Consider the following 25222-nt stretch of genomic DNA (forward strand, 5'->3'; position numbering starts at 1 on the left):
CTTAAAACGGTGTAGGCTCGCCAGGACTACCTATAAAATCATCAAAATCATCGTTTGCTTTACTGGTAAATTTGACCGTCTGCGATTGGTCAAAATTAGAAGCCCCTGTAGATTGAGCAGAAAATTTATTTCCATAGAGCGGTTCCACTGGCTGATTAGGAGGGAAATTTCCAAAGGTATCCAAATCGGTGAATTTGGTGTATTTTCCAATAAATCGAAGCTTGACTGTATCCAAGGAACCATTTCTGTGCTTTGCAATGATCACTTCTCCAACACCTTGAGTGCTGGCATCATTCTCATCTTGTAGAATTCCATAATACTCAGGACGATAAAGAAACATGACCATATCTGCATCTTGTTCGATCGCACCGGATTCCCGAAGGTCAGAAAGTTGAGGTCGTTTGTCTCCTCCCCTAGTTTCCACAGCTCGGGAAAGCTGGGAAAGGGCAATCACCGGAATTTCGAGTTCTTTGGCGATTTTTTTCAAAGCTCGAGAAATACTTGCGATTTCTTGTTCACGGTTTCCGCCGCCACCACCTTTGGAATCTCCCGACATCAATTGCAAATAATCGATAACGATCATTTGAATATCATGCTGGGCCTTCAATTTTCTTGCTTTTGCACGAAGTTCCAGGATTGACAACGCTGGAGTATCATCCACAAAAAGAGGTGCTTTAGAAAGTTTGGCAGTTTTATGGACTAATTGCGCCCATTCATGCTCCTGGAGACTTCCCTTTTTGATTTTCTCAGAATCCAATTCAGCTTCTGAAGAAATAAGTCGATTGACCAACTGTACAGAAGACATTTCCAAGGAGAAAATTGCTACAGGGCGACTGTGATCGACAGCAGCATTCCTGAGTACAGATAGCACAAAAGCCGTTTTACCCATAGCAGGACGAGCCGCGATAATCACTAAGTCAGATTTTTGCCATCCTGAAGTTACCCGGTCCAAAGCCGTAAATCCAGATGGTACCCCTGTCAAACCATCTTTTTGATCTTTTTTGGACTCCATCTCTGCGATTGCTTCCCGCATGATAGACCGCATATCTGCGTAATTTTTACGGATATTTTTCTCTGAAATCTCAAAAAGTGATTGTTCCATATCATCGAGAAGCTCAAAGACATCCGTAGTCTCTTCGTATGCGTTTTTCTGAATTTCTGAAGAAATTCGGATCAACTCGCGTTTGATGGCTTGCTCCGTGATAATACGGGCGTGATATTCAATATTTGCAGCCGAAGAAACTTTTGAAGTTAGTTCAGTAATGTAAAAAGCCCCACCTGCTACTTCCAGGGTTCCGTTTTTCCGAAGTTGAGAAGTCACGGTCAGCAAATCAATCGGCTGAGAATCTTGGAATAAATCCAAAATAGCCTGGAAAATAACCTGATGAGCATCTTTGTAAAAGCTTTCTACTTTTAAAATATCAATGACCTGGGTTAATGCGTCTTTTTCAAGCATTAATGCACCCAAAACGGCTTCTTCTAATTCAACTGCCTGAGGAGGAATTTTTCCTAGGGTATTCGGATTATCGTGTACTGGCTTTTTACGGCTATTTCTAAGGTTGGCTGGTCTTTCACTCATAGGAACAAATGTACCTTCTTTCGGTAAGTAGTTTTAAACAAGTTATCCAAAACTTGTCCACAAAAATCAAGCCTGCAATACTTTTGGGTTCTTATAATAAACGCCGTTTCGATAGCCTCTGAACATACTACAAAGCATGGCCCATGTAAAATGCCAAAGCATTTCTGAGAGTGGGATATTTAGGATTCGGAATCCTAAAACCGGTTTTTCCAACATCCCATATTTATCCCAAAAATGAGGAAATAACAGATTAAAATTCACATAATAAATCAGAAAGGAAATCCCCAAAGTAGCAAAAGCAGACTTTATTGAAATATGGATGAGGTCAGGTCGCTGAAACCAAATGTAAACTGAAAGAAAGAAGAAAGTCAAAAAGGTAACATAACCTGAATGGATTCCCAGAACCACGCTGAAAACAGTGAGACTAGTACATCCCAAAAGGAAAAGAATGAAGAAATCACGATTTTTAGCCGGAGTATGCTTTTCATAATCGATCTCCAATTTTGTGAAAGAGGAATGGATATATCCTCCTACCCCAAAGAGTGCAAAGCCAATGAGGTAATCTTCAATTCCTGCCACCGCTTCTCCAAACAAGGTGGGAGGTCGCCAATAATCCCGAAAATACCATACCTCGGCAATTACCCCCATTAAACCTCCTACCGCACCGACTTTTACCATCCCCTTTTTCCAAGGACTTTTCCAATAGACCACAGCCCATGCCAACATGTAAAGTAAAGAGAGTGTCAGATAAGCGTATTTGTCATCCATAGATTACCCAGAAAATTCATTTGAAAATAAAAGTGATCCCATTACCATAAGCTTTGGCAAAGATTTAATTTTATGTCGAAAACTAAAACACCCTTTATGAAAAGCTACCACTTTATTGCTATTGGTGGTGCGATTATGCACAATTTGGCACTAGCATTAGTGAAAAAAGGCCATCAGGTAACTGGATCGGATGATGAAATCTACGAACCATCCCGAAGCCGCTTGGAAAAAGCTGGGATTCTACCCCCTGCTTTCGGATGGTTTCCTGAGAAAATCCATCCCGGTCTGGATGGGATTATTTTAGGAATGCATGCACGGATTGATAATCCGGAACTTCAGAAGGCAAAGGACTTGGGCATCCCTATTTATTCATTTCCTGAATTCATTTTTAAACAAAGTGAAAACAAAAAACGCGTTGTCATTGCGGGTTCACATGGAAAAACAACCATCACTTCCATGATTCTTCATGTATTGAAGGATCAACAATTGAAATTTGATTACCTCGTAGGAGCGCAAATAGAAGGCTTTGATTTAATGGTGGGTTTATCCGATGCTCCAATTATCATTATTGAAGGCGATGAATATTTGACCTCTCCCCTTGACCGACGTCCAAAATTCATCCATTACCACCACGATATTGCTTTGATTTCCGGCATTGCCTGGGATCATTTCAATGTTTTCCCGGACTTTGAAGTTTATAAAAACTTATTCAAAGACTTAATGGAAATGACTCCTCCATCAGGTGCTTTGATCTATTGTGAAGAGGATACATTGGTTCGAGAAATGGCAGGACAAACAGTCATAAAGGGTAAAAAAATCCCCTACCGAGCTTTTCCTGCCCAAATCCAAAATGGAGTCACTGCTTTAGAAACAGATAAGGGTTGGACACCTATTTACTTGTTTGGAGATCACAACCTTCAAAATTTAAGCGGAGCACTTAACGTTTGCTTAGAACTAGGATTGACTAAAAGTCAGTTTTTTGAATCCATTCAATCCTTTAAGGGAGCAGCCAAACGACTGGAAAGGCTAGAATCAAAACCTGAGGCCTCTTTATTTCGGGACTTTGCACATGCACCTTCCAAATTAAAAGCAACGACCGAGGCAGTAAAAAAGCAATTTCCTAACAGAAAATTGATTGCTGTACAGGAATTACACACCTATTCTTCGTTGAATAAGGATTTTCTGCCTAACTATGCAAATACAATGAATGCAGCTGATGAGGCAATTATTTACATGAATCCTCATGCTGCATCCTTGAAAAAATTGGAACTCATGGATGAAGAAACGCTTCAAAAAGGATTCAATCGTACAGATTTAAAGCTTTTCACTGACAGTAAATTACTTCATCATTATCTCTTGAATAAGGATTATTCCAATACCAATCTCTTACTCATGAGTTCCGGGAATTATGATAACATGGACCTTCAAACCATTCGTGAAAAATTCAATTAACCATGAGCTTAGAACTTAGAAACCCTCTTGTATTTTTTGATCTTGAAGCAACGGGAACCAATATCGGGACCGACCGGATAGTAGAAATCTCTCTTGTGAAATTATTTCCAGATGGAGAGCGCAAAATTTACACCCAGCGAGTTCATCCTACTATTCCTATTCCTTTAGAATCATCCCTTATTCACGGAATCTATGATAAGGACGTAAAGGATAAACCCTTTTTCAAAGATATCGCACGCGACGTGCATCAGTTTATAGGAAATTCAGATCTAGCTGGATTCAATGTTCTCAAATATGACATTCCCCTTTTAGTAGAAGAATTTCTCCGTAGCGGAATTGACTTTGATTTAGATAAGCGGAATCTATTAGATGCTCAGAAAATTTTCCACCTTATGGAAAAAAGAAATCTATCTGCCGCCTATAAATTTTATTGTGGTAAAAATCTAGAAAATGCCCATAGTGCAGAAGCTGATACCCTTGCAACGGTCGAAGTTTTCGAGGCACAAGTCAAGCGCTATGTAGGAGAAGAGGTAGAAGATCTTCAAGGAAATAAACTGGGAATCTTTGAAAGTGACATGAAAAAGATTCATGATTTGGTCAATGAGAAAATGGTGGATTTAGCGGGTCGGTTTATTTTCAATTCTGCGGGAATCGAAGTTTTCAATTTTGGAAAACATAAAGGAAAAACCATTGAACAGGTATTAAAAGAGGAACCAGGATATTACGATTGGATGATGCGTGGTGATTTCCCGCTGGACACCAAACGAAAACTCACTCAAATCAAACTCCGGTCTTTCAACAATCGATAAGCTAGTTGTCATCAAAAAAAACCGAATCTCTCAATGATTCGGTTTTTTTATTCAATTGGTTGAGGACTGGCTTTTTTGATAATATTCCATTGCCTTAGGCATATTTTCATTCAATCGCTCAATTCTTCTATCAGGTCCCGGGTGGGTAGATAGGAATTCCGGTGGAGTTTCCCCTCCTGCTTTCCCCATTCGCTCCCAAAATACAGGTGCCTCTCTAGGATCATATCCTGCCAAGGCCATAAAAATCAATCCTAATTCGTCAGCTTCCAATTCATGTTGCCTAGAAAAAGCTAGCATACCTATTTGGCTTCCAATACCCACCGATTGATAAAATATTTGTTGAGTAAGCGTAGGATTTTGGCCTATAGCTGTAGAAAGAACAGACATTCCAAATTGCTGCACCAAAGCTTTGGACATTCTTTCTCTTGAATGGGATGCCACCGCATGAGCAACCTCATGGCCCATGACCACCGCTATTCCATTTTCATCCTGACAGATGGGCATTATTCCGGTATAGAATGCCACTTTCCCTCCGGGCATACACCATGCATTTACCTGATCAGATTCAATTAAGTTAAATTCCCAATCAAAAGTCTCAACCAAATCTGAATACCCAGATTCAATGAGATAATCCTCTACAGCCTTTGCTATTCGTTGTCCAATTTGAACGACTTTTTGCCCATCTGCCGTGTTGGTCAAAAGCTTGGATTCCTTTTTAACCTTTTCATATTGCTCATTGACTAAGGGTTGAATCTCCTCGCTTGAAACCATCGCCAGTTGCTTTCTTCCCGTCAGAGGAACGGTGGCACAAGCATAAAAAAACAACCCTGAAATCAATATTAGAAAAGTTTTTCTCATGTCTTAATTAAAGTTTTGATGATATATTTCAAGAAAAATACCAAAGTTAAATTGGCTTTCAAATTTTATTAAATTCAGAAAAACTTTCAGCATATGGATATCACCGAAAATGAAATTCAACTTAATCCCCAAGCTTTGGATTACCAGCGTAAAATGTCTAATCCCTTTATTTTTTGGTTTGCGATGCTGGCAAAACTCCCATCAGCAGTTTTTTGGAGATTGAGAGTCAAACATTTGGATGCTGAAAAATGCCAAGTAACCATTCCCTATTTCTGGAGATCCCAAAATCCTTTTCGCTCCATCTATTTTGCAGCTTTAGCTGGAGCAGCTGAGTTGAGCACCGGTGCCTTATGCCAACTGGCACTAGCAGGAAAAGGAAAGTTCAGCATGCTGGTGGTGGATTTTAGAGCGGAATATCATAAAAAAGCGAACCAAAAAATCACCTTTTCATGCGAGCAAGGATCCGAATTGTTTCAATTGATTGATTCTTTAAATGTAAATGACACGGCGCAGTTGACGATGATTTCAACCGGAAAAAATAAAGATGGAGAAATGGTCGCCCGATTTTTTGTTACCTGGTCCTTCAAGCGAAAGGCCTAATTCAGGAAACTGGATTCTATTTCCACGAATTCTTCTAGACTTTTCATAACCTTTGCTTCAGTCCAGTCTAAGAATTCATGACTCTGATGAAACTGATTAAATTGAATGACCAGTTCATCCCATCTAGCAGGTCCAATCCTATATTTTTCCATCAATCCACTTCGAATTGAATCCGATTCAATAATTTTATAATATCCTTCCCGGCGGGAGTGCCATACCTTTTTCTTCTCGTATTCCCGGGCTAATCGTGCTTTTTTTGTAAAGTAGGAAATCACCCCGCTGAAAGCCATCCCACCTTCCGGTAGCGTTCCTGCAATCGCTTCTCCTTTGCGGGACGGAAGAGCAGCTTCATCATTTTCCCTTAAAACCAGACGACCATCTTTGAATCTGTATGAATAAGAATTATCTCGAACTTCGAACGTTGGAAGAAAGCGAGCTTTATCTTGAAGTTCGATTGTAATAAACCGCTCTTCTTCTAGAACAATTCGTTGGCTGATAAACCCGGGAAATGTTATCAATAGCGTATCTCCAGGAATTGACTTTAATGAAAAATAGCCACGTGAGTTTGTGAGAACCTCCTCATTATTTTGAAGAGATATAACGGATACATCCTCCAAAAACCCTTTATCCTGACTATCCAAAATATTCCCGGAATAAGTGGTCTGAGCAAAAGAAGCTATTGAATACGCTAGAAGAAAGACTGAAAAGCAAAACCTAAGCACAAACAAAAATAAGTGGGGGTCAAAGTTTTGAGAAATTAATCAGGTTAAAAGAACCTAAAAGCGATTAATCAATTCCTATAAGCCTATCTTCTCCCAAAAACTCATCAACTTCTGTTCGATACCAGCTTCTGTTTTTTGGTATTTTCATGCCATCCACTTCTAACAATCCATCTAGATAAATAATCTCCCCTTTCTTTGCCTCTAAGTCCTGATAAAATTTGTAGGCTTCTAGTTGGAAGGTGTTAGGATCTAAATAAAAGTACCATGTATCCTTTTCGTAGGGAACCTTCACCACCCAGTAATCTTTTCCATTCAGCATTTCACGAGTAGCATCTGGGCTTATCGTTGTACCCGGGTCCAAGATTTTCATAGGCAAGCCCCACAAATAGGTATAATAATTCCGAAGCATTAAGGCTCGACTTTTTTCAACCTCACCCTTTAAAACCTCTACCGAATCATGCCAAACTCTAAAATGAAGATCCTCCTTGATATATTCTACGATCGATTGGCTGTTATCAATCATTACTTGATAATTTCTAGACTCCCTTCCAGGAGGCAAACTGTCATGAATTACCATGGTACCCTTAAAATCCTTCCAATGGTTTAAAGGATCATGAAAAGCAATCGATTTTTGAATAAGATCCAATCCTAAATTCTCAGATTCCTGAGGACCTTGGCAAGAAATAAAAACAATAAGGGAAAACAGAGATAAATAGCGCATTTTTATTCTTCAATGTAAGTAATTTCGAAGCATGAATTACAATTTGACTCGAATAGCACCAACTCCTAGTGGTTACCTTCATCTAGGAAATGCCTATTCCTTCTTATTGACCAAGGTCCTAGCAGAAAAAATAGGTGCCAAAATATGGCTTCGAATCGATGATTTAGATCGAGAGCGATTCCGAATGGAGTATTTGGTGGATATTTTTGAGACGTTGGATTTTTTGGAAATCAATTATGACTTAGGCCCAAAAAGCCCTGAAGATTTTTTGGTAAACTGGACTCAGCTCAATCGAATGGATTTATATCGTGATGCTATGGAGAAATTATGGGCAAAGAATCTACTTTTTTCATGTACCTGCTCCCGAAAAAAAATTAGCCAAATGAATTCATCTGGGTATTATCTGGGGCATTGTTTGGATCGGAATATTCCAAAAACGAGAAAAGAGGCAGCTTGGAGAATCAATACGCTTCAAGATGAACTAATCACAATTCGGGATTATTTAGGAAACAAAAAGGAGTTTGCGCTTGAAGAGGACATCGCATTTTTTATCGTTAGGAAAAAGGATACAATGCCTTCGTATCAGTTGGCTTCTCTTGTAGATGATTTAGAGTTTGGGGTTGATTTGATTGTCAGAGGCAAAGATCTTTTTACTTCAAGCTTAGCTCAACTATTCTTATCCCAATCTCTTGATAATCATAGTTTTGAAAAAACAAGATTCTTTCACCATACCTTGTTAAGAAGTCCAGAGGGGAAAAAGCTCTCAAAGTCCGAAGGTGCGACTTCCATTCATTCACTAAGACAGAGTGGAAGAAGCCGAGCTGATGTTTTTCGGTTGATTGGAGAAATGATAAAAAGCCAAGAACCGATTGAAAGCTACGAGGATTTCAAAAAAGTAGTTGAAGTATAAAAAAAGCCCGGTATTTTCTCCCGGGCCTTTTTCAGAAATTAATCATATTTAGCAGGAACTCCTTCACCCACCATTGATTTTTGTATAAACTGGCGAATGTCTTCATTGGAGGTTTCTAAATCCTCTGCACGCAAATACATCATATGACCGGATCGGTATCCCTTAAATATCATCCGATCTGCCAGCTTCCCATTTGGATCAATATGCCACATGCTGTACTTGGCATTGAAGAAGTCCGTTCCTCCATCAAAATAGCCAGATTGTACCATTAAGTGTAAATAAGGGTTCTGACGCATAGCCTGTCCTAGATCATAACCTGTTGTTTCGTTTGAGCGATCCCAAGGGTGAACAGGACCAAAGAGATTGTAGGTTAAATCCGACTCAAAACCCAATACATTCTTTGCATAGTAGTTAAAAGCTGGGGCAAAAGCATGATTCCAGCTGGTCAAAGCTGGATCAAAATCATAGCGCTCCCCACCTTCTGCCCGATCAAATCCTTTATAGCGACTATCTAGTCTTCCTACGGTCATCCCTTCATCTCGGAGAAGTTCCTTCCAGAAAAGACTTGTACCTACCATGAGGTTGTTTTGAAGAAAAACTTCTTTATCCAATCCTGAATATCGAGCCATTTTTTGCGCCATCGCATCTTTTTCCAATGCAGAAAGACTTCCACCCTTTACCATTGCAGGTAAGACTTCTTCAACTGCGAATTTTTCAACTTCGGGGATAACTTCATCCAAATCCTTACTTTGAAGATCTGAAGGAAGTTGGCCATGATACCAAGCAGTTGCGGCATAATACGGGAAGTAATTAGCCATTTTCACAGGACCTCCCCGATCAATTCCCATATCTGTTGGAGAAACTAAAATAACCCCATTAAAATACATCCAGTGGGAATTTTGAAGTCGGGAAACCAAGCCTGCTACTCGAGTCGTTCCGTAACTTTCACCAATAAGGTACTTGGGTGAGGACCATCGATTTTGACGGGTGACGAAAGTATTTACCCAATCGGCTAAATAGGCAATATCAGAATTGATCCCAAAGAATTTAGACCGTGGAGTCTCTTCATTTATAATTCGAGAATATCCGGTATTCACCGGATCCACATAAACGATATCTGCAACATCTAAAATTGAATGCGGGTTACTTTTTACCCCATAGGGCTGCACCGGATATCCTTCATCATCAATTTTCAACAATACAGGGCCTGTGTATGCCAAATGCATCCAAATAGAGGCTGAACCCGGACCACCATTGAAAGAAATCACAAGAGGGCGTTTGGTTTTGTCGCTTATGTCTGTTCGCTCATAATAAGTGTAAAATAATGACGCAATCGGCTCTCCATGCTCATCCCAAACCGGCTGCGTTCCAGCTACCGAGCGATAAGGAATACGCTTTCCTTTAATCGTAACCTCTGCTGTTTTTTCAACTTTGGTTTCAACAGGAAGTTTCCGTGTTTCCTGAGCCCAAGTAATCTGAATTATAAAGGCCAGGAAAAGAACAAAGATCGTTTTTTTCATAGTGATTAATTTTTCTTGGAAAATAGTTGATAGACCTAGGAATATCAGCCGAATTTACACCAATGGAATTAGCGCCTGGATTCTCCAACCAATTTGGCAATTACTACGGCAGGATATAAAATTCCAATGGTAGAAAGGAAAACGGAAAGCATTTTGGACATGATGTTGATTGGATATAAATCCCCAAATCCGACGGTAGTAAGCGATACCATGCTGAAATAAATGTATTCTGAAAAGTCATCATCCAAGCCCACCAATTGCCTATCCACACCCTGAATACTGCTTCCTGTCGTCAAATGAATAATTTCAAAGACAAAAGCTCCCAGGATTGCAACGCTTAAATAAACGTTAATCGCTCCAACCACACGATAAAAATTCACTTCCCTATCCCGAAACAAAAGCCGAAAGTTGAGCATAATGAAAACCATCATATTCATTATACCCACAATTCGTTCGAGCAAATAAAATTCCACAGGGATATCACTGAATCTCAATATTCGTAATCCCAATTGAGTGAAAAACAGGCCAGTCGTGAGGAAGATAAATACCTGCTTTTTCGAAGACCAAATTCCTGTAAAAAATAAAAATAGAAAGACCGCATTCACAAAAAGCATATGCACATGTCCATACTCAATAAGTATCGGTAATACAAAAACAGTAAACAGTAAAATCAGCAACAAGATACCAAAGCTTGCATCCGTCAACCAATAATTTGTAAAGTGTCTAAAGTACCGTCTCATGGAAATAGGTCTTTTTGTTGCTAGCTCTTCATTCATAGGTTTAGATTCATTTCAGCTTGATAAACGACTACGGCTTCACCAACAATTAGTACTCGGTCATCGTGTTTCTCCAACCACATTTCACCGCCCCTTCGGCTTGCCTGAAAGGCATGTAATTTCATTTTTCCCTCCTCCTGATTCCAATAATCCATCAAGGCACAATGAGCGAATCCTGTCACGGGATCTTCCGGAACGCCTACATTCGGACCAAAGAACCGGGAAACTATATCATATTTTTCTCCTTTTGAAGTTATGATAAAACCCTCCTCACTGTTTTTTGCAATTTCCATAAAGTCGGGCTCCAAGGATCTTACCGCTTGCTCATTTTCAAGTTGAAAGATCCAGTTTTTCCGTAATTGTGCCGCTTTTACAATTCGTTTCCCAAAAAGAAATTCCTGATAAGCAGGATGCTTGTCTTCGAATGTTGGAATAAGTGGGAAATTCATTTCCAATTTCGTCCCATCAGCCCTCACAATCAATTCTCCGCTTTTCGTGTGAAAATGAATAGTGGAATTTTCAGTGGCCCAATTTCGATGCAACATCCAACGAGAGGTAGCCAAAGTAGCATGACCACACAAATCTATTTCTAATGTAGGCGTAAACCACCTTAATTTAAAATGCCCCACTTGATCCCCTCGTTCCACAAAAGCAGTCTCACTAAGATTCATCTCCATGGCGATTTGCTGCATTAATTGGGCATCAATTGGCTCTTCAAGCAAACAAACAGCCGCTGGATTTCCTGCAAAAGGTCGAGAGGTAAACGCATCAACAACTCCAAGGGTAAGTTTCATAATTAATAGCGGTTCTTTAATATCCTTAAATGATGAATAAAATGCCCCGGAATTATCCAAAATAAAGCCCTAGGGGTAATCGAACTTCCATTAGCCTCACCCGCAAAATCCAACATATCCTCTGATAAAGTTTTAATCAAAGTCACCAGGGCTTTTCGTTGGGCGACAAAGTCTTCAAAAAGTAACTTCTCAGGAACTTGACCAAAACGCGCATTCAATACATAAGGATCTTGATCAAATCCCGGTAAAGCTGACCGCTCTCCACGGGCAAAACATAGCCCTCTGAATGTCATTATTCTTTCTGTATCGATTACATGGCCCAAAACCTCCTTTGGCGTCCATTTCCCCTCCTCATAGGGCGTGTTAAACCATTCTGAAGTTTTATTTGAAAATAATTTTTCCAAATCAGAAATCTGATCTTGAATCAGTTTGCAGAAATCTGTATCGGAAATCAATTCCAAATATCCCTCATAATTAGCAGGATAATCGCCTTTCTTAGGCAGACTGAAATTTTCCATTCATGAAAAGCTTTAAAATTTACTCAATGAATAAATTTAGGGTTTAGTATAAAACCAACCTTGTGTTATAAAAAATTTATTTACCCCTTACATTAAAAGCGCGACTCAAAGTGGTGGAAAGTCACTATTTCTTCAAAATTTCCCAAAAGCTCCATTGCTCCAAATGTTTTCAGTTGAATTCTTGGACTAACTCCATTTTCCTAGGCCATTTTCCGATAGATTTAATTAAATCAATTCTAAATTTTATGTGAGAACAAGCCATTTTGAACTAGTTTTGATAGAATTAGTTTATTTGAGGTGTAAATAAAATGAATATGAAAGAACGAGAAATAGTCACATTGCAACGATCCTTGTTGACGGATACAGAACAGTTATTGAACAAGCAGATTGAAATGGAAGGTAAAAGTTCCGCCTATTACCTTTCCATGGCTTCATGGTGCCACATGATGGGATATGAAAATGCTGCGAAATACCTCTACACTCATGCCGATGAGGAGCGAATGCACATGATGAAGTTATTCCAATATGTGAATGAGGCAGGTGGTCATGCTATTCAACCTGAAATCATGGGAATCCGACATAACTTTAATTCCCTCCGGGAAGTATTTGAATTGATTTTAGAGCATGAAATTCAAGTAACGCGATCTATCAATTCAATTGTTGACCATGCATTCTCGGTAAAGGATTTTGCTACATTCAGTTTCATGCAATGGTATGTGACAGAACAGCGCGAAGAGGAAACCATGTCTCGAAGAGCTTTGGAATTATTCGATATTATCGGCGAAGAAGGTGTAGGATTGTGGACTATCGATCAGGAATTGGGCAAGCTTAATGCTGCTGCTCATGCTGATACGGGTGGCGCAGAATAAATTCAGAACATTATCATTGAGCGGCATTTGCCGCTTTTTTTTGCTAAAAATTGTCAAAACCTTCCAAAACCTTATCTAAATCCAACCATTTGGGAGGCTTTAAACCTGCATCTTTCTAGGATATTAATTACTTTGCGGTAAGTCCAATTCCATATGAATAAATTAAAATTACTACAGTCAATTGCTGCTGTTTTTCTTCTTCTCCCATTTTCTTGCAAAGAAAAATCACCTCAGGAGGTAAATACACCTGAAAAATTAACCTTATCAACTCAACCCAAACCATCAGGAGAAGCTCCAAAAGATATGGTTTGGATTCCAGGAGGTGAATTTACAATGGGGACTGATGAAATCAACGCATATGCGGCAGAGCGTCCTGCAGTAAATCTGAGCGTTAAAGGTTTTTGGATGGATGTTCACGAAGTGACAAACCGTGAGTTTTCAGAATTTGTAGAAGCTACTGGATATGTGACCGTAGCCGAGCGAAAGCCAGAATGGGAAGATTTGAAAAAACAATTACCTCCAGGGACTCCCAAACCAGATGATTCCGTTTTAGTGCCTGGGTCTATGGTTTTCTCACCTCCCCCATATGCAGTTCCTCTTCAAGATATATCCTTATGGTGGAAATGGGTTGAAGGGGCAAATTGGAAGCATCCAGAAGGCCCTGAAAGCAATTTGGAAGGTCGGGAAAATCACCCGGTTGTTCATATCGCCTATGAAGATGCGGAAGCCTATGCAAAATGGGCAGGAAAACGTCTACCAACGGAAATTGAATGGGAGTTTGCCGCGAGAGGTGGAATGAATGGAAAGCGTTTTGCTTGGGGAGATGAATTGACGCCTAATGGGCAGTTCTTGGCAAACACTTTTCAAGGAGTATTTCCTCATGATAATACAGGAAAAGATGGTTTTACAGGTACTTCCCCTGTTAAAACATTTGCCCCAAATAATTTTGGTTTGTTTGATATGATCGGAAATGTGTGGGAATTGACCAGCGATTGGTACGATGCATTAAAGTTTGCCAGAATAGCAGGACAGGCTCCTAAGCTAGATGCGGGAATGAACCCCTGCTACAATCCCGATAATCCGTATGCGATGGAACGAGTGATCAAAGGCGGATCTTTCCTATGTGCTGAAAATTATTGCGTCAACTATCGACCATCAGCCCGCCAGGGACATGCCTTTGATTCTGGTACTTCCAATGTAGGGTTCCGATTGGTCAAAGATCAAGAAGAACAAAACCTTAGCATGAAGTAAAATATGTTAACTACCTATATACTTGATAGTTAAAACTTATTATTCATATCCTTTAAGAATACGTTTGATATATTTTCCAATAATATCAAACTCTAAATTCACCCGATCACCAATCTGCAGTTGATGAAAGTTGGTGTGCGCATAAGTATAAGGAATGATGGCAACTGAAAAGCTTCCGGGCTTAGAATTAAAACAGGTCAGGCTCGTTCCGTTTACGGTTATCGAACCTTTTTCAACGGTCACATTACCTGTGCTTGCGTCAAATTCAAAATCAAAAATCCAAGAACCATCCTGATCTGAAATCCCTGTGATAGTTGCAACTTGGTCAACATGTCCTTGAACAATATGCCCATCAAATCGCCCATTTGCCGGCATGCAACGCTCGAGGTTAACTTTTTTTCCAAGTTTCCATGAAGAAAGATTGGTCTTTTGTATGGTTTCCTGAACCGCTGTCACTTGATAAGAATCTGAAGAAGTTTCTACTACAGTCAAGCAAACTCCGTCATGCGCCAAGGATTGGTCTATTTTTAATTCAGATGCAAGTGGAGATTCCAAAATAAAGTGCACATTGCTTCCATCCTGTCGGATTTCTTTTACAAGCCCATAACTCTCGATAATTCCTGTAAACATGGATTTCTGATTAATATTTGATGCTCAAATAGTAAGTGAATTTCGAAATAAAGGGTTTCCCATAAAGCAAAATAATCACTTATCTTCGGTCGAAATTAATACAAATCATGCCACTTCTAAAGTTAGAAGACACCTATTTACATAAAGGAAAAAGAAAGGCCCTAGTTGCTGAATTACGACAAAAAGGAATTCGTGATGAAAAGGTACTTCATGCCATCAATACCCTACCCCGGCACTTTTTCTTTGATTCAGCTTTGGTTTCCCATGCTTATGAAGACAAAGCTTTTCCAATTGGCGAGGGTCAAACGATCTCACAGCCTTATACAGTAGCTTTTCAGACGGAACTTTTAGAAATAAAACCCGGTGATAAGGTTTTGGAAATTGGAACAGGTTCCGGCTATCAGGCTACTATTTTACATTTATTGGGCGCTGAAGTTTACACCATCGAATACCAGCAAAAGCTTTTTGAAGGGACCCGAAAATTCCTTTCAAGAATGGGGATAAACGATATGAAATTGTTCTATGGTGACGGTTCTCAAGGACTTCCCAACTATGCCCCCTATGATAAAATCCTGGTAACAGCAGGAGCCCCGGTGGTTCCTGACTCCTTGATTCAACAATTAAAAACAGGTGGCATTTTGGTAATTCCTGTAGGAGACCGAAAACAACAAAAAATGTTGAAAATCACCAAGAAGAGAAATGGCACGTATTCAACAGAGGAATTCGATTATTTTGCTTTTGTCCCACTATTAGGTAAGGATGGCTGGAGATAAATGCACCCTTCCCCTATTTTGATTTAATTAGAATAAAATTCTGATTACAACTTAGTATTAATTCAACTTTGAAATATAATTTTTAATTTTGCCTTAAATCGTAATAAAATGGCTAAAAAGAAATTTGCAAAGGAGTCCGCAACGACTATGACCGAAATGGTCCTTCCCAATGATACCAACACGCTGAATAATCTGATGGGAGGACGTTTGATGCATTGGCTGGATGTAGTAGCGGCTATTGCAGCGCAAAAACATTCCAATAGAATTGTAGTGACTGCGTCTGCTGATAGTATTTCTTTCAAGCAACCTATCGCTTTGGGAAATGTGGTAACCCTTGAGGCGAAGGTTACCCGTGCTTTCAATTCGTCAATGGAAGTTTTTATTGAGGTAACAGCAGAAGATATTCCAGCAAACAAAAAAACCACAACACATCGAGCTTTTTTCACCTTTGTAGCCGTGGATCAAAATGGAAAACCTATCGAAGTTCCAGAAGTTGTTCCTGAGTCTAAGGAAGAGATTGAATTGTATGAAGGAGCCTTACGTAGACGGCAATTACGATTGGTCTTAGCCAAACGAATGAAGCCAGAAGACGCTGTGGAACTGAAATCCATATTCAATATGCATATGCCAAGCTAATCTTAAAAGGAGACTCACAAAGTCTCTTCTTTTTTTGGTCAACGTGCAATTTTTCGGCAATTTTCCACTATGGAAATTGACTCATTAAATTCCTTAAAATTATTCCTTCAAGAAGATCTTTATTTGGTTGGAGAGGAAATCCCACTCTTGTTGGAAAAACAAAATAACAATAAGGATACTTCTGCTATTCTTCCAGCTAGAGAAACCCCTACCCAAGATTCTGCTTATTCAGAGGAAAAAGAGGTAGAAGAAATTCAAAAAGTCCAAGAACCTACTCCTCCTGCTGTAAGAGGTAGTTTCGAAAAAGGGATTTTGATTCTTCATGAGGAAGAAAACCTAAGTGATGAGATTATGGATATGCTCTCCAAAATCATTGCAGCCGTGAGCCATTCGATGAAAGATGTGGGTTTGCTTAGCAGCGAGGAACTACGAGGAAAAAACCTGGAAGATTTTCTAGCAATCAACCCTCACAAAGTGATCAAATTCGGTCGGATAAGTCATCCCATCAATGCTTTACCTATTCACGATTACCAGATCAAGACAGAAGGTGAGATTGAATATCTTTTTGCCGATTCACTCACGCAGATTTGCATGGATAAAGCTTTAAAAAAGAAGCTTTGGGAGACGCTCAAAACCCTATTTAATATTTCTTAATCATGAATACCGAACAAATCCGCTGGGCAAAGAGATTCAAATGGATAAGCCTTATTGAGGGCACATCGTTTCTGATCCTTTTATTTATAGCCATGCCACTAAAATATCTCTATGATATGCCACAAGCTGTGACAATGGTTGGATGGGCACATGGCCTGCTTTTTATCCTTTACATTTACATAGTTTTTCCTACTGCTTCCAAATTAAAATGGGAATTCGGACGCACTGTTTTCGCCCTTGTAGCATCCGTTTTACCCTTTGGACCCTTTATTTTTGATCGAAACTTGAAAAAGAGTCAACATGTAGATTTCTAAGGTATGGCTCTGATCAGCAAGAAAAAACAGGTATATCCGATCAATGACGGCTTGCGCGCCTACCTAGTTCAGCATGGCCGGGAAGTGAACATCCCCATCCATTATGAAGAGCTTTTGCGATACAAGGACTCCATTGCTCTTTATGATTCCAAAGACCATGACACCCTTTGGGAGACTGTTTTTTACGAACAGACAGACCGGGAAGAAATTCATCTTAATGTCAAAAGGATTTACGCTATCCTAAAAGCTGGAGGGGACATGTCTGTGATGGAACACCTCTACGTCGACCGAATTGACCTCTGTATCTATGGCAATACGCAACCATTTCGCATTCGGATTGTAAACCGAATAAACGATAACTTCGATTATTTCTACATTAAAAATGCAGATGCCTCCCGCGTATATGGATTGGAGTTGGAGCATTTGCTTTCTCCAAACCGAATCAATTACCTCGTTCATAAAAATACCTTGATTGAGGAACATATTGCCGGAATTCCAGGGGACAAATTCATGCGTTTGCATATGCATGATCAACATGTGAATCCTATCCGTTTGGCAAAGGAGTTTGTCAAGTTTAATGAACGTTGTTTTGTTCGATTATTGGGTGATATGCACTCTGCCAATTTTGTGATCGATGTAACTCCGGATTTTGAAGAAACGCATTACCGAATCAGAGCCATTGATTTCGATCAGCAATCCTATGAAGGAAAGAAGTCCATCTACCTTCCCCAATACTTTAAAGAGAATAATGCACTGATTCAGCTTGGAATGAAATACATTACTCCTGAATCCATGCGACAATACCAGCGAGAAGAACGCTCATTAATCGCTTTCCGCTTAAAATCTTCCCACCGGGAAATTGAAGGAATTCTTAAAGCTATGGAAGGGGATGTCATTGCTCCATCCGAAAATGTGGATAGTTTACGCAGGGACCTGGCAAGGCATTACAAAAATCAAAAATTTATGACCTGTCAAAACATGGGGCAAATTTTGCGGGTCAGTTTAGAGCAAGTTCATCGTTAATTCTCTTAGTTAAGAAAAAATATTTGCAATGGATTATTTGGGCTCGTTGGGGTAAAAATCTTGCAGATTACCACTTTTTTAATTGTTCATAAACTAAATGCAAGGGAAGTCCCATTACATTGAAATAGGAACCTTCAATTTTTGAAACACCTATAAACCCGATCCATTCCTGAATGCCATAGGCCCCAGCCTTATCAAAAGGTTTGTATTCCTTGATGTAATGCCAAATTTCCTCTTCTTCTAAAAATCGAAAGGTCACCGATGTTTCATCTTCAAGTGTAATCCGCTTTAAGCGATCCATAATGGTCACAGCAGTCATGACTGTATGAGTAGCTCCTGAAAGACTTTTCAACATATCAAAAGCTTCCTTTTCAGAGTTGGGCTTTCCCAGTACATGTCCATTTTCAATTACCACCGTATCTGAAGTGATCAAAATCTCATTTTCGAGAAGTTCCTCTGGGTATGATTCAGCCTTTAGTTTCGAAAGATAAGCTGCCACATACGCTGCTGGAATATCGGAAGGGATGGTTTCATCGACAGGATTTGTCCTGATCTCAAAATCAATTTCCAATCCCCGAAGTAATTCCTGTCTTCTTGGAGAGTTGGACGCCAATATGATTTTTTTATCCTTGATGTTTTCTAAAAAACGCGTCATAGGGAAATTCAAATTCGTCTTGATCAATACTTGCAAACAACAATCCGCTCAATGTCTTAGGATAAAAATACGTAGATTTTTGAGGCATAAGCTCCCCAGAACGACAAACTTCCAAAACCTGCTTCATTTCCAGCTCTCGTGTGATAATCGCAAAACTGGCCGCTCCATTTCTCACTTCGCGAAGGCAACGGGAAAAATTCCGTTCATAACTCAATTGGGAAGACTGACGTTGTTCTTCCTTATTCATGCCCAAAATCAAATGAAATACCACTTCATGTAATACAGAAAGATCAAGTTTTCGAACGACCTCAGGAAGGTCAGATTGAATTTGATCAAATTTTCCAGGCTTCAACTCCAAAAAGTATCCATCATCTCCAATCAACAATCCATAAGTCCAGGGACGATGAAAAGCATAGAACCCGATTTCCTCGGCATCAGGAAATTTTTTTACAAAAAACAATTCCCGAAGTTTATCTAAAAACACCTCTTGACTGAGGTTCAGTCCATAAAATAATCGATGTGTAGGTAATATTTTCAAATCATCTGAAGCCGCATTCGTAAAGTACATCAAATGAAATTCATGGGCTTTCCACTTTTTGTCAGGAAAAGCATCTCTACATTCATTTTTTAAGAAAATACTTCCTTCTATCCGATGATGTCCATCCGCAAGGATAATTTGCTTTTCAGTCATCAATGCTACAAACTCAGCAATGATATTTGCATCATGGATTACCGCTAATACCTCTCGGACACCTTGATAATCTTCAATTTCATACAGAGGTGATTCCATCGCCTGATCCATAAATTTTTCTAATTGAAAATCAGGATCCTCATACAATCCATGGGTTGAAGAAGCTTGAATTTTTGAGCGTTTGAGCAAGTCTACCCGGTCATTGACAGCCGAAATAATGGTATTCTCATGACGAAGGATTTGCTGCTCTTCCCAATCATAAGCCTTTATCTGAGCGATAAAGCCTTTTCTGCAACGCTCCTGATGCTCTCCCGGAAGTCGGAAATATTGGTAATACACATAAATCCCGGGCAATGCATCCTGCTGAATTATACCCTCTTTTTTCCATTTTGATAAAGTCAAATAAGCCACCTCGGCAGGATTTTGACCTTTTGGAACGGATAAATGAATACTATTAAATGGGTTTTGATACAGCTGTTCCCGCTGCTTTTCAGAAACAACATCAAAAAGTGGAGCGGTTAACTCCTCCATTTTTTCACTCAAATGCTCAGCATAACGCCAGGCACGCAGTGGTAAAATTTCAGCCATCTATTCTTAACCTTTTTCTCCATCCTGAGGATGAAGCCTTCTCCTCCCCTTGCATGACTTTTCCTGAATCTGAGCCTTTTTCCTGGAGAAAAAATTCAACAGCCAAAGCAGCGATTAACTCCTCTTCTTTATCAGAAAGAGTCTGATCCAAGACTTTAGGCTCAAAATATTTTTCAACAAACTTTGTGTTAAAATTACCGCTTGTAAAGGCTTCATGTTGAAGTGCAAATTTGCAAAAATCAAGCGTTGTCTGAATTCCAGTAATTTGGTAATCATCAATGGCCCGGATCATTCTCGAAATCGCTTCTTCCCTACTCTGTCCATGGGTAATTAATTTAGCAATCATGGGATCGTAATAAATTGGGATATCCATCCCTTCTTCAAACCCATCATCTACGCGAATTCCCGGACCCTGTGGCCTTCTGTAAGTCTGTAATTTACCGATGTCAGGAAGGAAGTTGTTTTTAGGATCCTCAGCGTATACACGAATTTCCAAAGAATGTCCATTGATCTGAAGGTCTTCCTGCTTGAAATTCAATGCTTTTCCTTCTGCTATCCAAATTTGTTCCTTCACCAGGTCTTTTCCGGTGATCATCTCAGTAACCGGATGCTCCACCTGTAGCCGAGTATTCATTTCGAGGAAATAGAAATCTAGATTTTCATCGACAATAAATTCCACGGTTCCTGCACCATAATAATTACAAGCTTTAGCCACGCCAACCGCAGCTTCTCCCATAGCCTTCCTCATTTCTGGACTAACCACAGCCGATGGAGCTTCCTCGATAACTTTTTGATGACGCCGTTGAATTGAACATTCCCGCTCGAAAAGATAAACAACATTACCCTGCTGATCTCCCAACACCTGAATTTCAATGTGACGCGGAGAGGTAATAAACTTTTCAATGAAAACCGCACCATCTCCAAAGGCAGATTGCGCCTCACTTACAGCACGCTGCATTTGTTCTTCGAAATCAGCAGCTGATTCAACAATTCGCATTCCTTTTCCTCCGCCACCGGCAGAAGCCTTAATCAAAATCGGATACCCGATTTGAGCCGCAAGGGCTTTTGCTTCATTTATATCGGTAATCGCTTCATCCGTGCCAGGAACTAAAGGAATATCATATTTGGAAACAGCCTGCTTTGCAGCCAATTTACTCCCCATCACCTCGATGGATCCTGGAGAAGGGCCGACGAAAATCAATCCTGCATCCGATACTTTTTTAGCGAATTCAGCATTTTCTGATAAAAACCCATAACCAGGATGGATCGCATCTACCCCCAGATTTTTACAAACCTCTATAATTTTATCCGAAAGCAGATAGGAAAGATTAGAAGGAGGTGGGCCTAAGCAAACAGCCTCATCTGCATATTTTACATGAGGGGATAATCGATCCGCTTCGCTGTAAACAGCTACGGTTTTAATTCCCAATTCTCGGGCTGAACGCATGATTCGAAGTGCAATTTCACCTCGATTGGCAACCAACAGCTTTTGGATTTTTGACATATCAAGAAAGTATAATTGGGTCTAATGTTCTGGAATCAACGAATAACGGAAATTTATCCCACTAAAGGTAGGCTTGCCCTGCAATAAGCTTCAAATTTTGCGTGGTAGGTATTTAAGTTGTATTTTTGGCGAATTTTGAAAGAGAAAATAAAACATCACATTTAAATAAGATCACCTTGGATTTATTTGCTAAACTACAAACAAACCTAGGCCCATTAGGGAAGCATTCGCAATTCTCAGATGGGTATTACATGTTTCCTAAGCTTGAAGGAGAAATTGCTCCTCGGATGAAATTTCAGGGAAGAGAAGTATTGACCTGGTCTCTCAATAACTATCTAGGACTTGCAAACCATCCCGAAGTACGAAAGGCTGACGCTGACGCTGCTTCCAAATGGGGTGCTGCCTATCCAATGGGAGCTCGTATGATGTCTGGACAGACTTCCCAGCATGAAAAGCTAGAAAATGAATTGGCTGAATTTGTAGGAAAGGAAAAAGCTTACTTACTGAATTATGGCTACCAAGGGATAATGTCCGTCATCGATGCGCTTTTGGATCGAAAAGACGTAGTAGTTTATGATTCCGAGTGTCATGCCTGCATCATTGATGCTTTGCGGATGCACATGGGTAAGCGCTACGTTTTCCCACACAACGATATCGAAAACTGTGAAAAGCAACTTGAACGAGCTACTAAATTAGCTGCTGAAACAGGTGGTGGAATTCTTGTAATCACAGAGGGTGTTTTCGGAATGACAGGTGACCAAGGAAAATTGAAGGAAATCTGCGATCTGAAGAAGAAATTTGAATTCCGTTTATTGGTTGATGATGCGCATGGTTTTGGAACTATGGGTAAAACTGGTGCCGGAACACACGAAGAGCAAGGAGTAATCAATGAAGTAGACTTGTATTTCTCCACCTTTGCAAAATCCATGGCTTCCATTGGAGCGTTTATCGCAGGTGAAGAAAAAGTTGTTCACTACCTACGATTCAACATGCGTTCCCAAATCTTCGCCAAATCCCTTCCAATGATTTTTGTTGAAGGTGGATTAAAGCGTTTGGAATTGCTTCGAACACGTCCAGAATTAAAGGACAACCTTTGGAAAATCGTAAATGCTCTTCGTGGTGGTTTGCATGAAAATGGCTTTAGTACTGGAAAATCCAATTCTCCTGTAACTCCGGTCGTTTTAAATGGAACTGTAGGAGAAGCCGCAGCGCTTTCTCACGATCTCCGCGAGAATTACAATATCTTCTGTTCAGTAGTAATTTACCCAGTGGTGCCTAAAGGTATGATTATCTTGAGGTTAATTCCAACGGCTGTTCACACGATGGAAGATGTTAAGGAAACTGTCACTGCTTTTGCTGCTGTGAAAGATAAATTGACTAGCGGTCAATACCGTAATTCCGAAGTGGCTACAGCTTTTGGGGAATAAAAATTTTTCAAAAAAAAGGCCTTTAGGATTGAAATAGTAAGTATTTGGGCTATATTGAAACCATAAACTTATCATCAACCTAAAATTAAACACTTTTACTATGAGCAGATTTAGTGAAGTCAAAGATCTTGTAATGAGCTTGGAGTCTGATTTCGAAAAGTTCTACGAAAAAGGTAACCAAGCCGCCGGCACCAGAGTAAGAAAAGGTATGCAGGAGTTGAAAAACATGGCGCAGGATATCCGTAAGGAAGTACAAGACATGAAAAATGCTGGTTAATCAAAAAAAGAAGGTGGCTTAAGCCACCTTTTTTATTGAAACTTAATAAAGTGGAGTTTTAAAGCTCCACTTTATTATTTTCTGGCTGTACATCGGCCAAACGTTTACTTGGGTCGATTTCAATAGATTTAATGCTATCCATCTTTCGATCAATCACCAACGTTTTTTCTAGATTTACCCAAGGCCAATCTTCGGTATGGATTCTCTTTGGAGCACCCGCTTCTTCCCCTTTTTCTCCTCTCATGATCACCAAAGGCAGATAAATCATTTCTTGAGAGCCATCTTTATAGGTAATTACAACATCCAAAGGCATCGGCATTAAACCAATTCGCTGAAGAGTCAACTCAGTTTTATCACCATTAGCCTTAACCTCTTTGATAGCATAATCAATCGTTTTTGTAGAATAGACGAAATACTCCTTATACCAATCCAACTCAATACCGCTTTCTTTTTCCATGATTCTAATCAAATCATTGACATTAGGATGCTTGAACTTCCAGGTATTGAAATAGCGAAGCAATCCACGATCTCGTACATCAGCTCCTATCACATAGCCGAGTTGTTCCATAAATACAGCACCTTTAGAATAAGCTGCTGAACTGTAAGCTCGATTAGTATGATAGTGATCAGAATGGGTGCTCATCGGCTCTTCTAAACCAGAAAGAGCCAAAGAAATATAGCCTCGGTAGCTTCCTTGATGAACATTTCCTTCTCGTCTTGGAAAAATCGCTCCCATGGTCAAATTGGTTGCATAAGAGGTAAAACCTTCATCCATCCAAGGATAAAGTGATTCATTGGTAGCCAAAACTCCGTGATACCAGCTATGAGCTAACTCATGAACCATCACTCCAACCAAAGAGGGAAGACTTCTTTCACCTGTTACTAACGTTGACATGGCATACTCCATTCCTCCATCACCACCTTGAACAACTGAGAATTGCTTATACGGGTATTGTCCAAAATGCTCAGACATATAAGCTATCGCCTTTGGAGTAAATTCCTTAAGCTTCTCCCAGTTTTCAGAAGTCTTTTCTCCAGGAATAAAAAAGTGGTGTACCGTAATACCATTGTCCATGACCACTTTATCATGTTGGTATTTAGGATCAGCTCCCCACATAAAATCATGGACCATTGGCGCTTTGAAATGCCAGGTTAAGGTATTACCAGCGGGTTCAGGAACTATTACCCCTGCATCTTCATAGCCATGTCCGATTTCATTTGGGTTTTGCAAATAACCCGTTCCCCCAATGGTGTAGGTTTTATCGATTGTGATTTTTACATCAAAATCTCCCCAAATCCCATAAAACTCTCTTCCGATGTAAGGATTCGCATGCCAGCCTTGCTCATCATAGTTGGCCAATTTAGGATACCACTGAGACATTGAATAGCGGACACCCTCTGCTGAATCCCTTCCAGATCTTCTAATCTGAATGGGTACTTGACCATTGAAATCCAATTCCAAAACCGCTTGAGAATTCGGAAGAATGGGCTCTGGAAGGTTAACTTCCAAAATAGTCCCAACTTCGACTGCCTGAGCAGGTTTTCCATTTACTGTTAAATTGGAAACGTGCAAATAGCCAATTTCTTCTGGAGAAAGATTTGCAATCCGATCCCCTACTCTTCGATCCGGATCCGCAATGGTTCGGGATCGCACATCCATCATACTGCCCGGCTGGAATGCATTGTAATACAAATGATAAAATACGCGATGGAGCGTATCCGGTGAATTATTGGAATAAACCAATTTTTGTTTTCCCTCATATTGGTTTGTTTCCACATCCATGAATACTTCCATTTCGTAGTTCACGGACTGCTGAAACCTGCCGGATTGGGCGAAACTAAGGCCTCCCAAAAGACAAAGAAAAAGCCCTAAAAAAGGCTTCTTAAAACGATTCAACATAGA

At 39.9% G+C, this 25222-nt stretch carries 27 protein-coding genes; 13 read left to right on the forward strand and 14 right to left on the reverse strand.

The window, feature by feature from the left end:
* Position 1 precedes the first annotated feature (1 nt).
* Both dnaB and HWE15_RS04430 read right to left on the reverse strand, forming a co-directional pair.
* Positions 2-1579, reverse strand: coding sequence for a replicative DNA helicase (gene dnaB / locus HWE15_RS04425; RefSeq protein ID WP_290506297.1), 1578 nt, complete (start codon positions 1577-1579; stop codon positions 2-4).
* Between the two features lie 66 nt (positions 1580-1645).
* On the reverse strand, positions 1646-2347 hold the full coding sequence (locus tag HWE15_RS04430) for a lycopene cyclase domain-containing protein (protein WP_290506298.1): 702 nt from the start codon (positions 2345-2347) through the stop codon (positions 1646-1648).
* A 96-nt stretch (positions 2348-2443) separates the two neighbouring features.
* Between HWE15_RS04430 and murC the strand changes: the two genes are divergently transcribed.
* Positions 2444-3799: a Mur ligase domain-containing protein gene (gene murC, locus HWE15_RS04435; protein WP_290506299.1), complete on the forward strand. Its 1356-nt coding sequence runs from the start codon at positions 2444-2446 to the stop codon at positions 3797-3799.
* A gap of 2 nt (positions 3800-3801) precedes the next feature.
* Positions 3802-4608, forward strand: coding sequence for a 3'-5' exonuclease (locus tag HWE15_RS04440; RefSeq protein WP_290506300.1), 807 nt, complete (start codon positions 3802-3804; stop codon positions 4606-4608).
* Positions 4609-4659: 51 nt separating this feature from the next.
* Here the strand turns inward: HWE15_RS04440 and HWE15_RS04445 are convergent, their stop codons facing one another.
* Positions 4660-5466 (reverse strand): M48 family metallopeptidase, encoded by an 807-nt coding sequence (locus tag HWE15_RS04445; RefSeq protein WP_290506301.1) that lies wholly within the window; start codon positions 5464-5466, stop codon positions 4660-4662.
* Between the two features lie 93 nt (positions 5467-5559).
* Between HWE15_RS04445 and HWE15_RS04450 the strand changes: the two genes are divergently transcribed.
* Positions 5560-6066, forward strand: coding sequence for a DUF4442 domain-containing protein (locus HWE15_RS04450; protein ID WP_290506302.1), 507 nt, complete (start codon positions 5560-5562; stop codon positions 6064-6066).
* Here HWE15_RS04450 and HWE15_RS04455 read toward each other — a convergent pair.
* Both HWE15_RS04455 and HWE15_RS04460 read right to left on the reverse strand, forming a co-directional pair.
* A complete protein-coding gene (locus HWE15_RS04455; RefSeq protein ID WP_290506303.1) occupies positions 6063-6788 on the reverse strand; it encodes a hypothetical protein in 726 nt (241 codons plus the stop codon). The genes HWE15_RS04450 and HWE15_RS04455 overlap by 4 nt on opposite strands.
* Before the next feature lie 64 nt (positions 6789-6852).
* Positions 6853-7509 (reverse strand): DUF6503 family protein, encoded by a 657-nt coding sequence (locus HWE15_RS04460; protein WP_290506304.1) that lies wholly within the window; start codon positions 7507-7509, stop codon positions 6853-6855.
* Positions 7510-7540: 31 nt separating this feature from the next.
* Between HWE15_RS04460 and HWE15_RS04465 the strand changes: the two genes are divergently transcribed.
* Positions 7541-8419 (forward strand): glutamate--tRNA ligase family protein, encoded by an 879-nt coding sequence (locus HWE15_RS04465; protein WP_290506305.1) that lies wholly within the window; start codon positions 7541-7543, stop codon positions 8417-8419.
* 38 nt (positions 8420-8457) lie between these two features.
* Here HWE15_RS04465 and HWE15_RS04470 read toward each other — a convergent pair whose 3' ends face one another.
* The 4 genes from HWE15_RS04470 to HWE15_RS04485 form a co-directional block, all read right to left on the reverse strand.
* Positions 8458-9939: a carboxypeptidase gene (locus HWE15_RS04470; RefSeq protein WP_290506306.1), complete on the reverse strand. Its 1482-nt coding sequence runs from the start codon at positions 9937-9939 to the stop codon at positions 8458-8460.
* A gap of 68 nt (positions 9940-10007) precedes the next feature.
* A complete protein-coding gene (locus tag HWE15_RS04475) occupies positions 10008-10715 on the reverse strand; it encodes a potassium channel family protein (protein WP_290506307.1) in 708 nt (235 codons plus the stop codon).
* On the reverse strand, positions 10712-11509 hold the full coding sequence (locus HWE15_RS04480) for a PhzF family phenazine biosynthesis protein (RefSeq protein WP_290506308.1): 798 nt from the start codon (positions 11507-11509) through the stop codon (positions 10712-10714). Before HWE15_RS04480 ends, HWE15_RS04475 begins: the two co-directional genes overlap by 4 nt.
* A gap of 2 nt (positions 11510-11511) precedes the next feature.
* Complete coding sequence (locus HWE15_RS04485; RefSeq protein ID WP_290506309.1) at positions 11512-12027, reverse strand: DinB family protein; 516 nt, start codon at positions 12025-12027, stop codon at positions 11512-11514.
* A gap of 308 nt (positions 12028-12335) precedes the next feature.
* Between HWE15_RS04485 and HWE15_RS04490 the strand changes: the two genes are divergently transcribed.
* Entirely contained in the window at positions 12336-12896 is a 561-nt protein-coding gene (locus tag HWE15_RS04490; protein WP_290506310.1) for a ferritin, read from the forward strand.
* A 153-nt stretch (positions 12897-13049) separates the two neighbouring features.
* On the forward strand, positions 13050-14147 hold the full coding sequence (locus HWE15_RS04495) for a formylglycine-generating enzyme family protein (RefSeq protein WP_290506311.1): 1098 nt from the start codon (positions 13050-13052) through the stop codon (positions 14145-14147).
* Positions 14148-14186: 39 nt separating this feature from the next.
* Here the strand turns inward: HWE15_RS04495 and HWE15_RS04500 are convergent, their stop codons facing one another.
* Entirely contained in the window at positions 14187-14777 is a 591-nt protein-coding gene (locus HWE15_RS04500; protein WP_290506312.1) for a riboflavin synthase, read from the reverse strand.
* A 107-nt stretch (positions 14778-14884) separates the two neighbouring features.
* Here HWE15_RS04500 and HWE15_RS04505 point away from each other — a divergent pair, with 107 nt between their 5' ends.
* The 5 genes from HWE15_RS04505 (at position 14885) to HWE15_RS04525 (ending at position 18177) form a co-directional block, all read left to right on the forward strand.
* Entirely contained in the window at positions 14885-15550 is a 666-nt protein-coding gene (locus tag HWE15_RS04505; protein WP_290506313.1) for a protein-L-isoaspartate(D-aspartate) O-methyltransferase, read from the forward strand.
* A gap of 108 nt (positions 15551-15658) precedes the next feature.
* On the forward strand, positions 15659-16186 hold the full coding sequence (locus HWE15_RS04510; protein ID WP_290506314.1) for an acyl-CoA thioesterase: 528 nt from the start codon (positions 15659-15661) through the stop codon (positions 16184-16186).
* A gap of 69 nt (positions 16187-16255) precedes the next feature.
* On the forward strand, positions 16256-16840 hold the full coding sequence (locus HWE15_RS04515) for a hypothetical protein (protein WP_290506315.1): 585 nt from the start codon (positions 16256-16258) through the stop codon (positions 16838-16840).
* 2 nt (positions 16841-16842) lie between these two features.
* Positions 16843-17154, forward strand: coding sequence for a DUF3817 domain-containing protein (locus tag HWE15_RS04520; protein WP_290506316.1), 312 nt, complete (start codon positions 16843-16845; stop codon positions 17152-17154).
* A gap of 3 nt (positions 17155-17157) precedes the next feature.
* A complete protein-coding gene (locus HWE15_RS04525) occupies positions 17158-18177 on the forward strand; it encodes a hypothetical protein (protein ID WP_290506317.1) in 1020 nt (339 codons plus the stop codon).
* Between the two features lie 67 nt (positions 18178-18244).
* Here the strand turns inward: HWE15_RS04525 and HWE15_RS04530 are convergent, their stop codons facing one another.
* Genes HWE15_RS04530 through accC form a run of 3 tightly spaced genes read right to left on the reverse strand, consistent with a single transcriptional unit; the run spans position 18245 to position 21615 of the window.
* Positions 18245-18832 carry a Maf family nucleotide pyrophosphatase gene (locus tag HWE15_RS04530; protein WP_290506318.1) on the reverse strand — a complete coding sequence of 196 codons (588 nt, stop codon included), beginning with the start codon at positions 18830-18832 and terminating at the stop codon, positions 18245-18247.
* Positions 18801-20111 carry a DUF1015 domain-containing protein gene (locus tag HWE15_RS04535; RefSeq protein WP_290506319.1) on the reverse strand — a complete coding sequence of 437 codons (1311 nt, stop codon included), beginning with the start codon at positions 20109-20111 and terminating at the stop codon, positions 18801-18803. Before HWE15_RS04535 ends, HWE15_RS04530 begins: the two co-directional genes overlap by 32 nt.
* Entirely contained in the window at positions 20104-21615 is a 1512-nt protein-coding gene (gene accC, locus HWE15_RS04540; RefSeq protein WP_290506320.1) for an acetyl-CoA carboxylase biotin carboxylase subunit, read from the reverse strand. The genes HWE15_RS04535 and accC overlap by 8 nt, the downstream gene beginning before the upstream one ends.
* 176 nt (positions 21616-21791) lie before the next feature.
* On the opposite strand from accC, the gene HWE15_RS04545 reads away from it, so the two are divergent.
* Positions 21792-23042, forward strand: coding sequence for an aminotransferase class I/II-fold pyridoxal phosphate-dependent enzyme (locus tag HWE15_RS04545; RefSeq protein WP_290506321.1), 1251 nt, complete (start codon positions 21792-21794; stop codon positions 23040-23042).
* A 100-nt stretch (positions 23043-23142) separates the two neighbouring features.
* Positions 23143-23319 carry a histone H1 gene (locus HWE15_RS04550; protein ID WP_290506322.1) on the forward strand — a complete coding sequence of 59 codons (177 nt, stop codon included), beginning with the start codon at positions 23143-23145 and terminating at the stop codon, positions 23317-23319.
* Between the two features lie 58 nt (positions 23320-23377).
* Here the strand turns inward: HWE15_RS04550 and HWE15_RS04555 are convergent, their stop codons facing one another.
* A complete protein-coding gene (locus tag HWE15_RS04555) occupies positions 23378-25219 on the reverse strand; it encodes a M1 family metallopeptidase (RefSeq protein ID WP_290506323.1) in 1842 nt (613 codons plus the stop codon).
* Between the last annotated feature and the right edge of the window lie 3 nt (positions 25220-25222).

The sequence above is a fragment of the Algoriphagus sp. genome, from assembly GCF_013373065.1.
GTDB lineage: Bacteria > Bacteroidota > Bacteroidia > Cytophagales > Cyclobacteriaceae > Algoriphagus.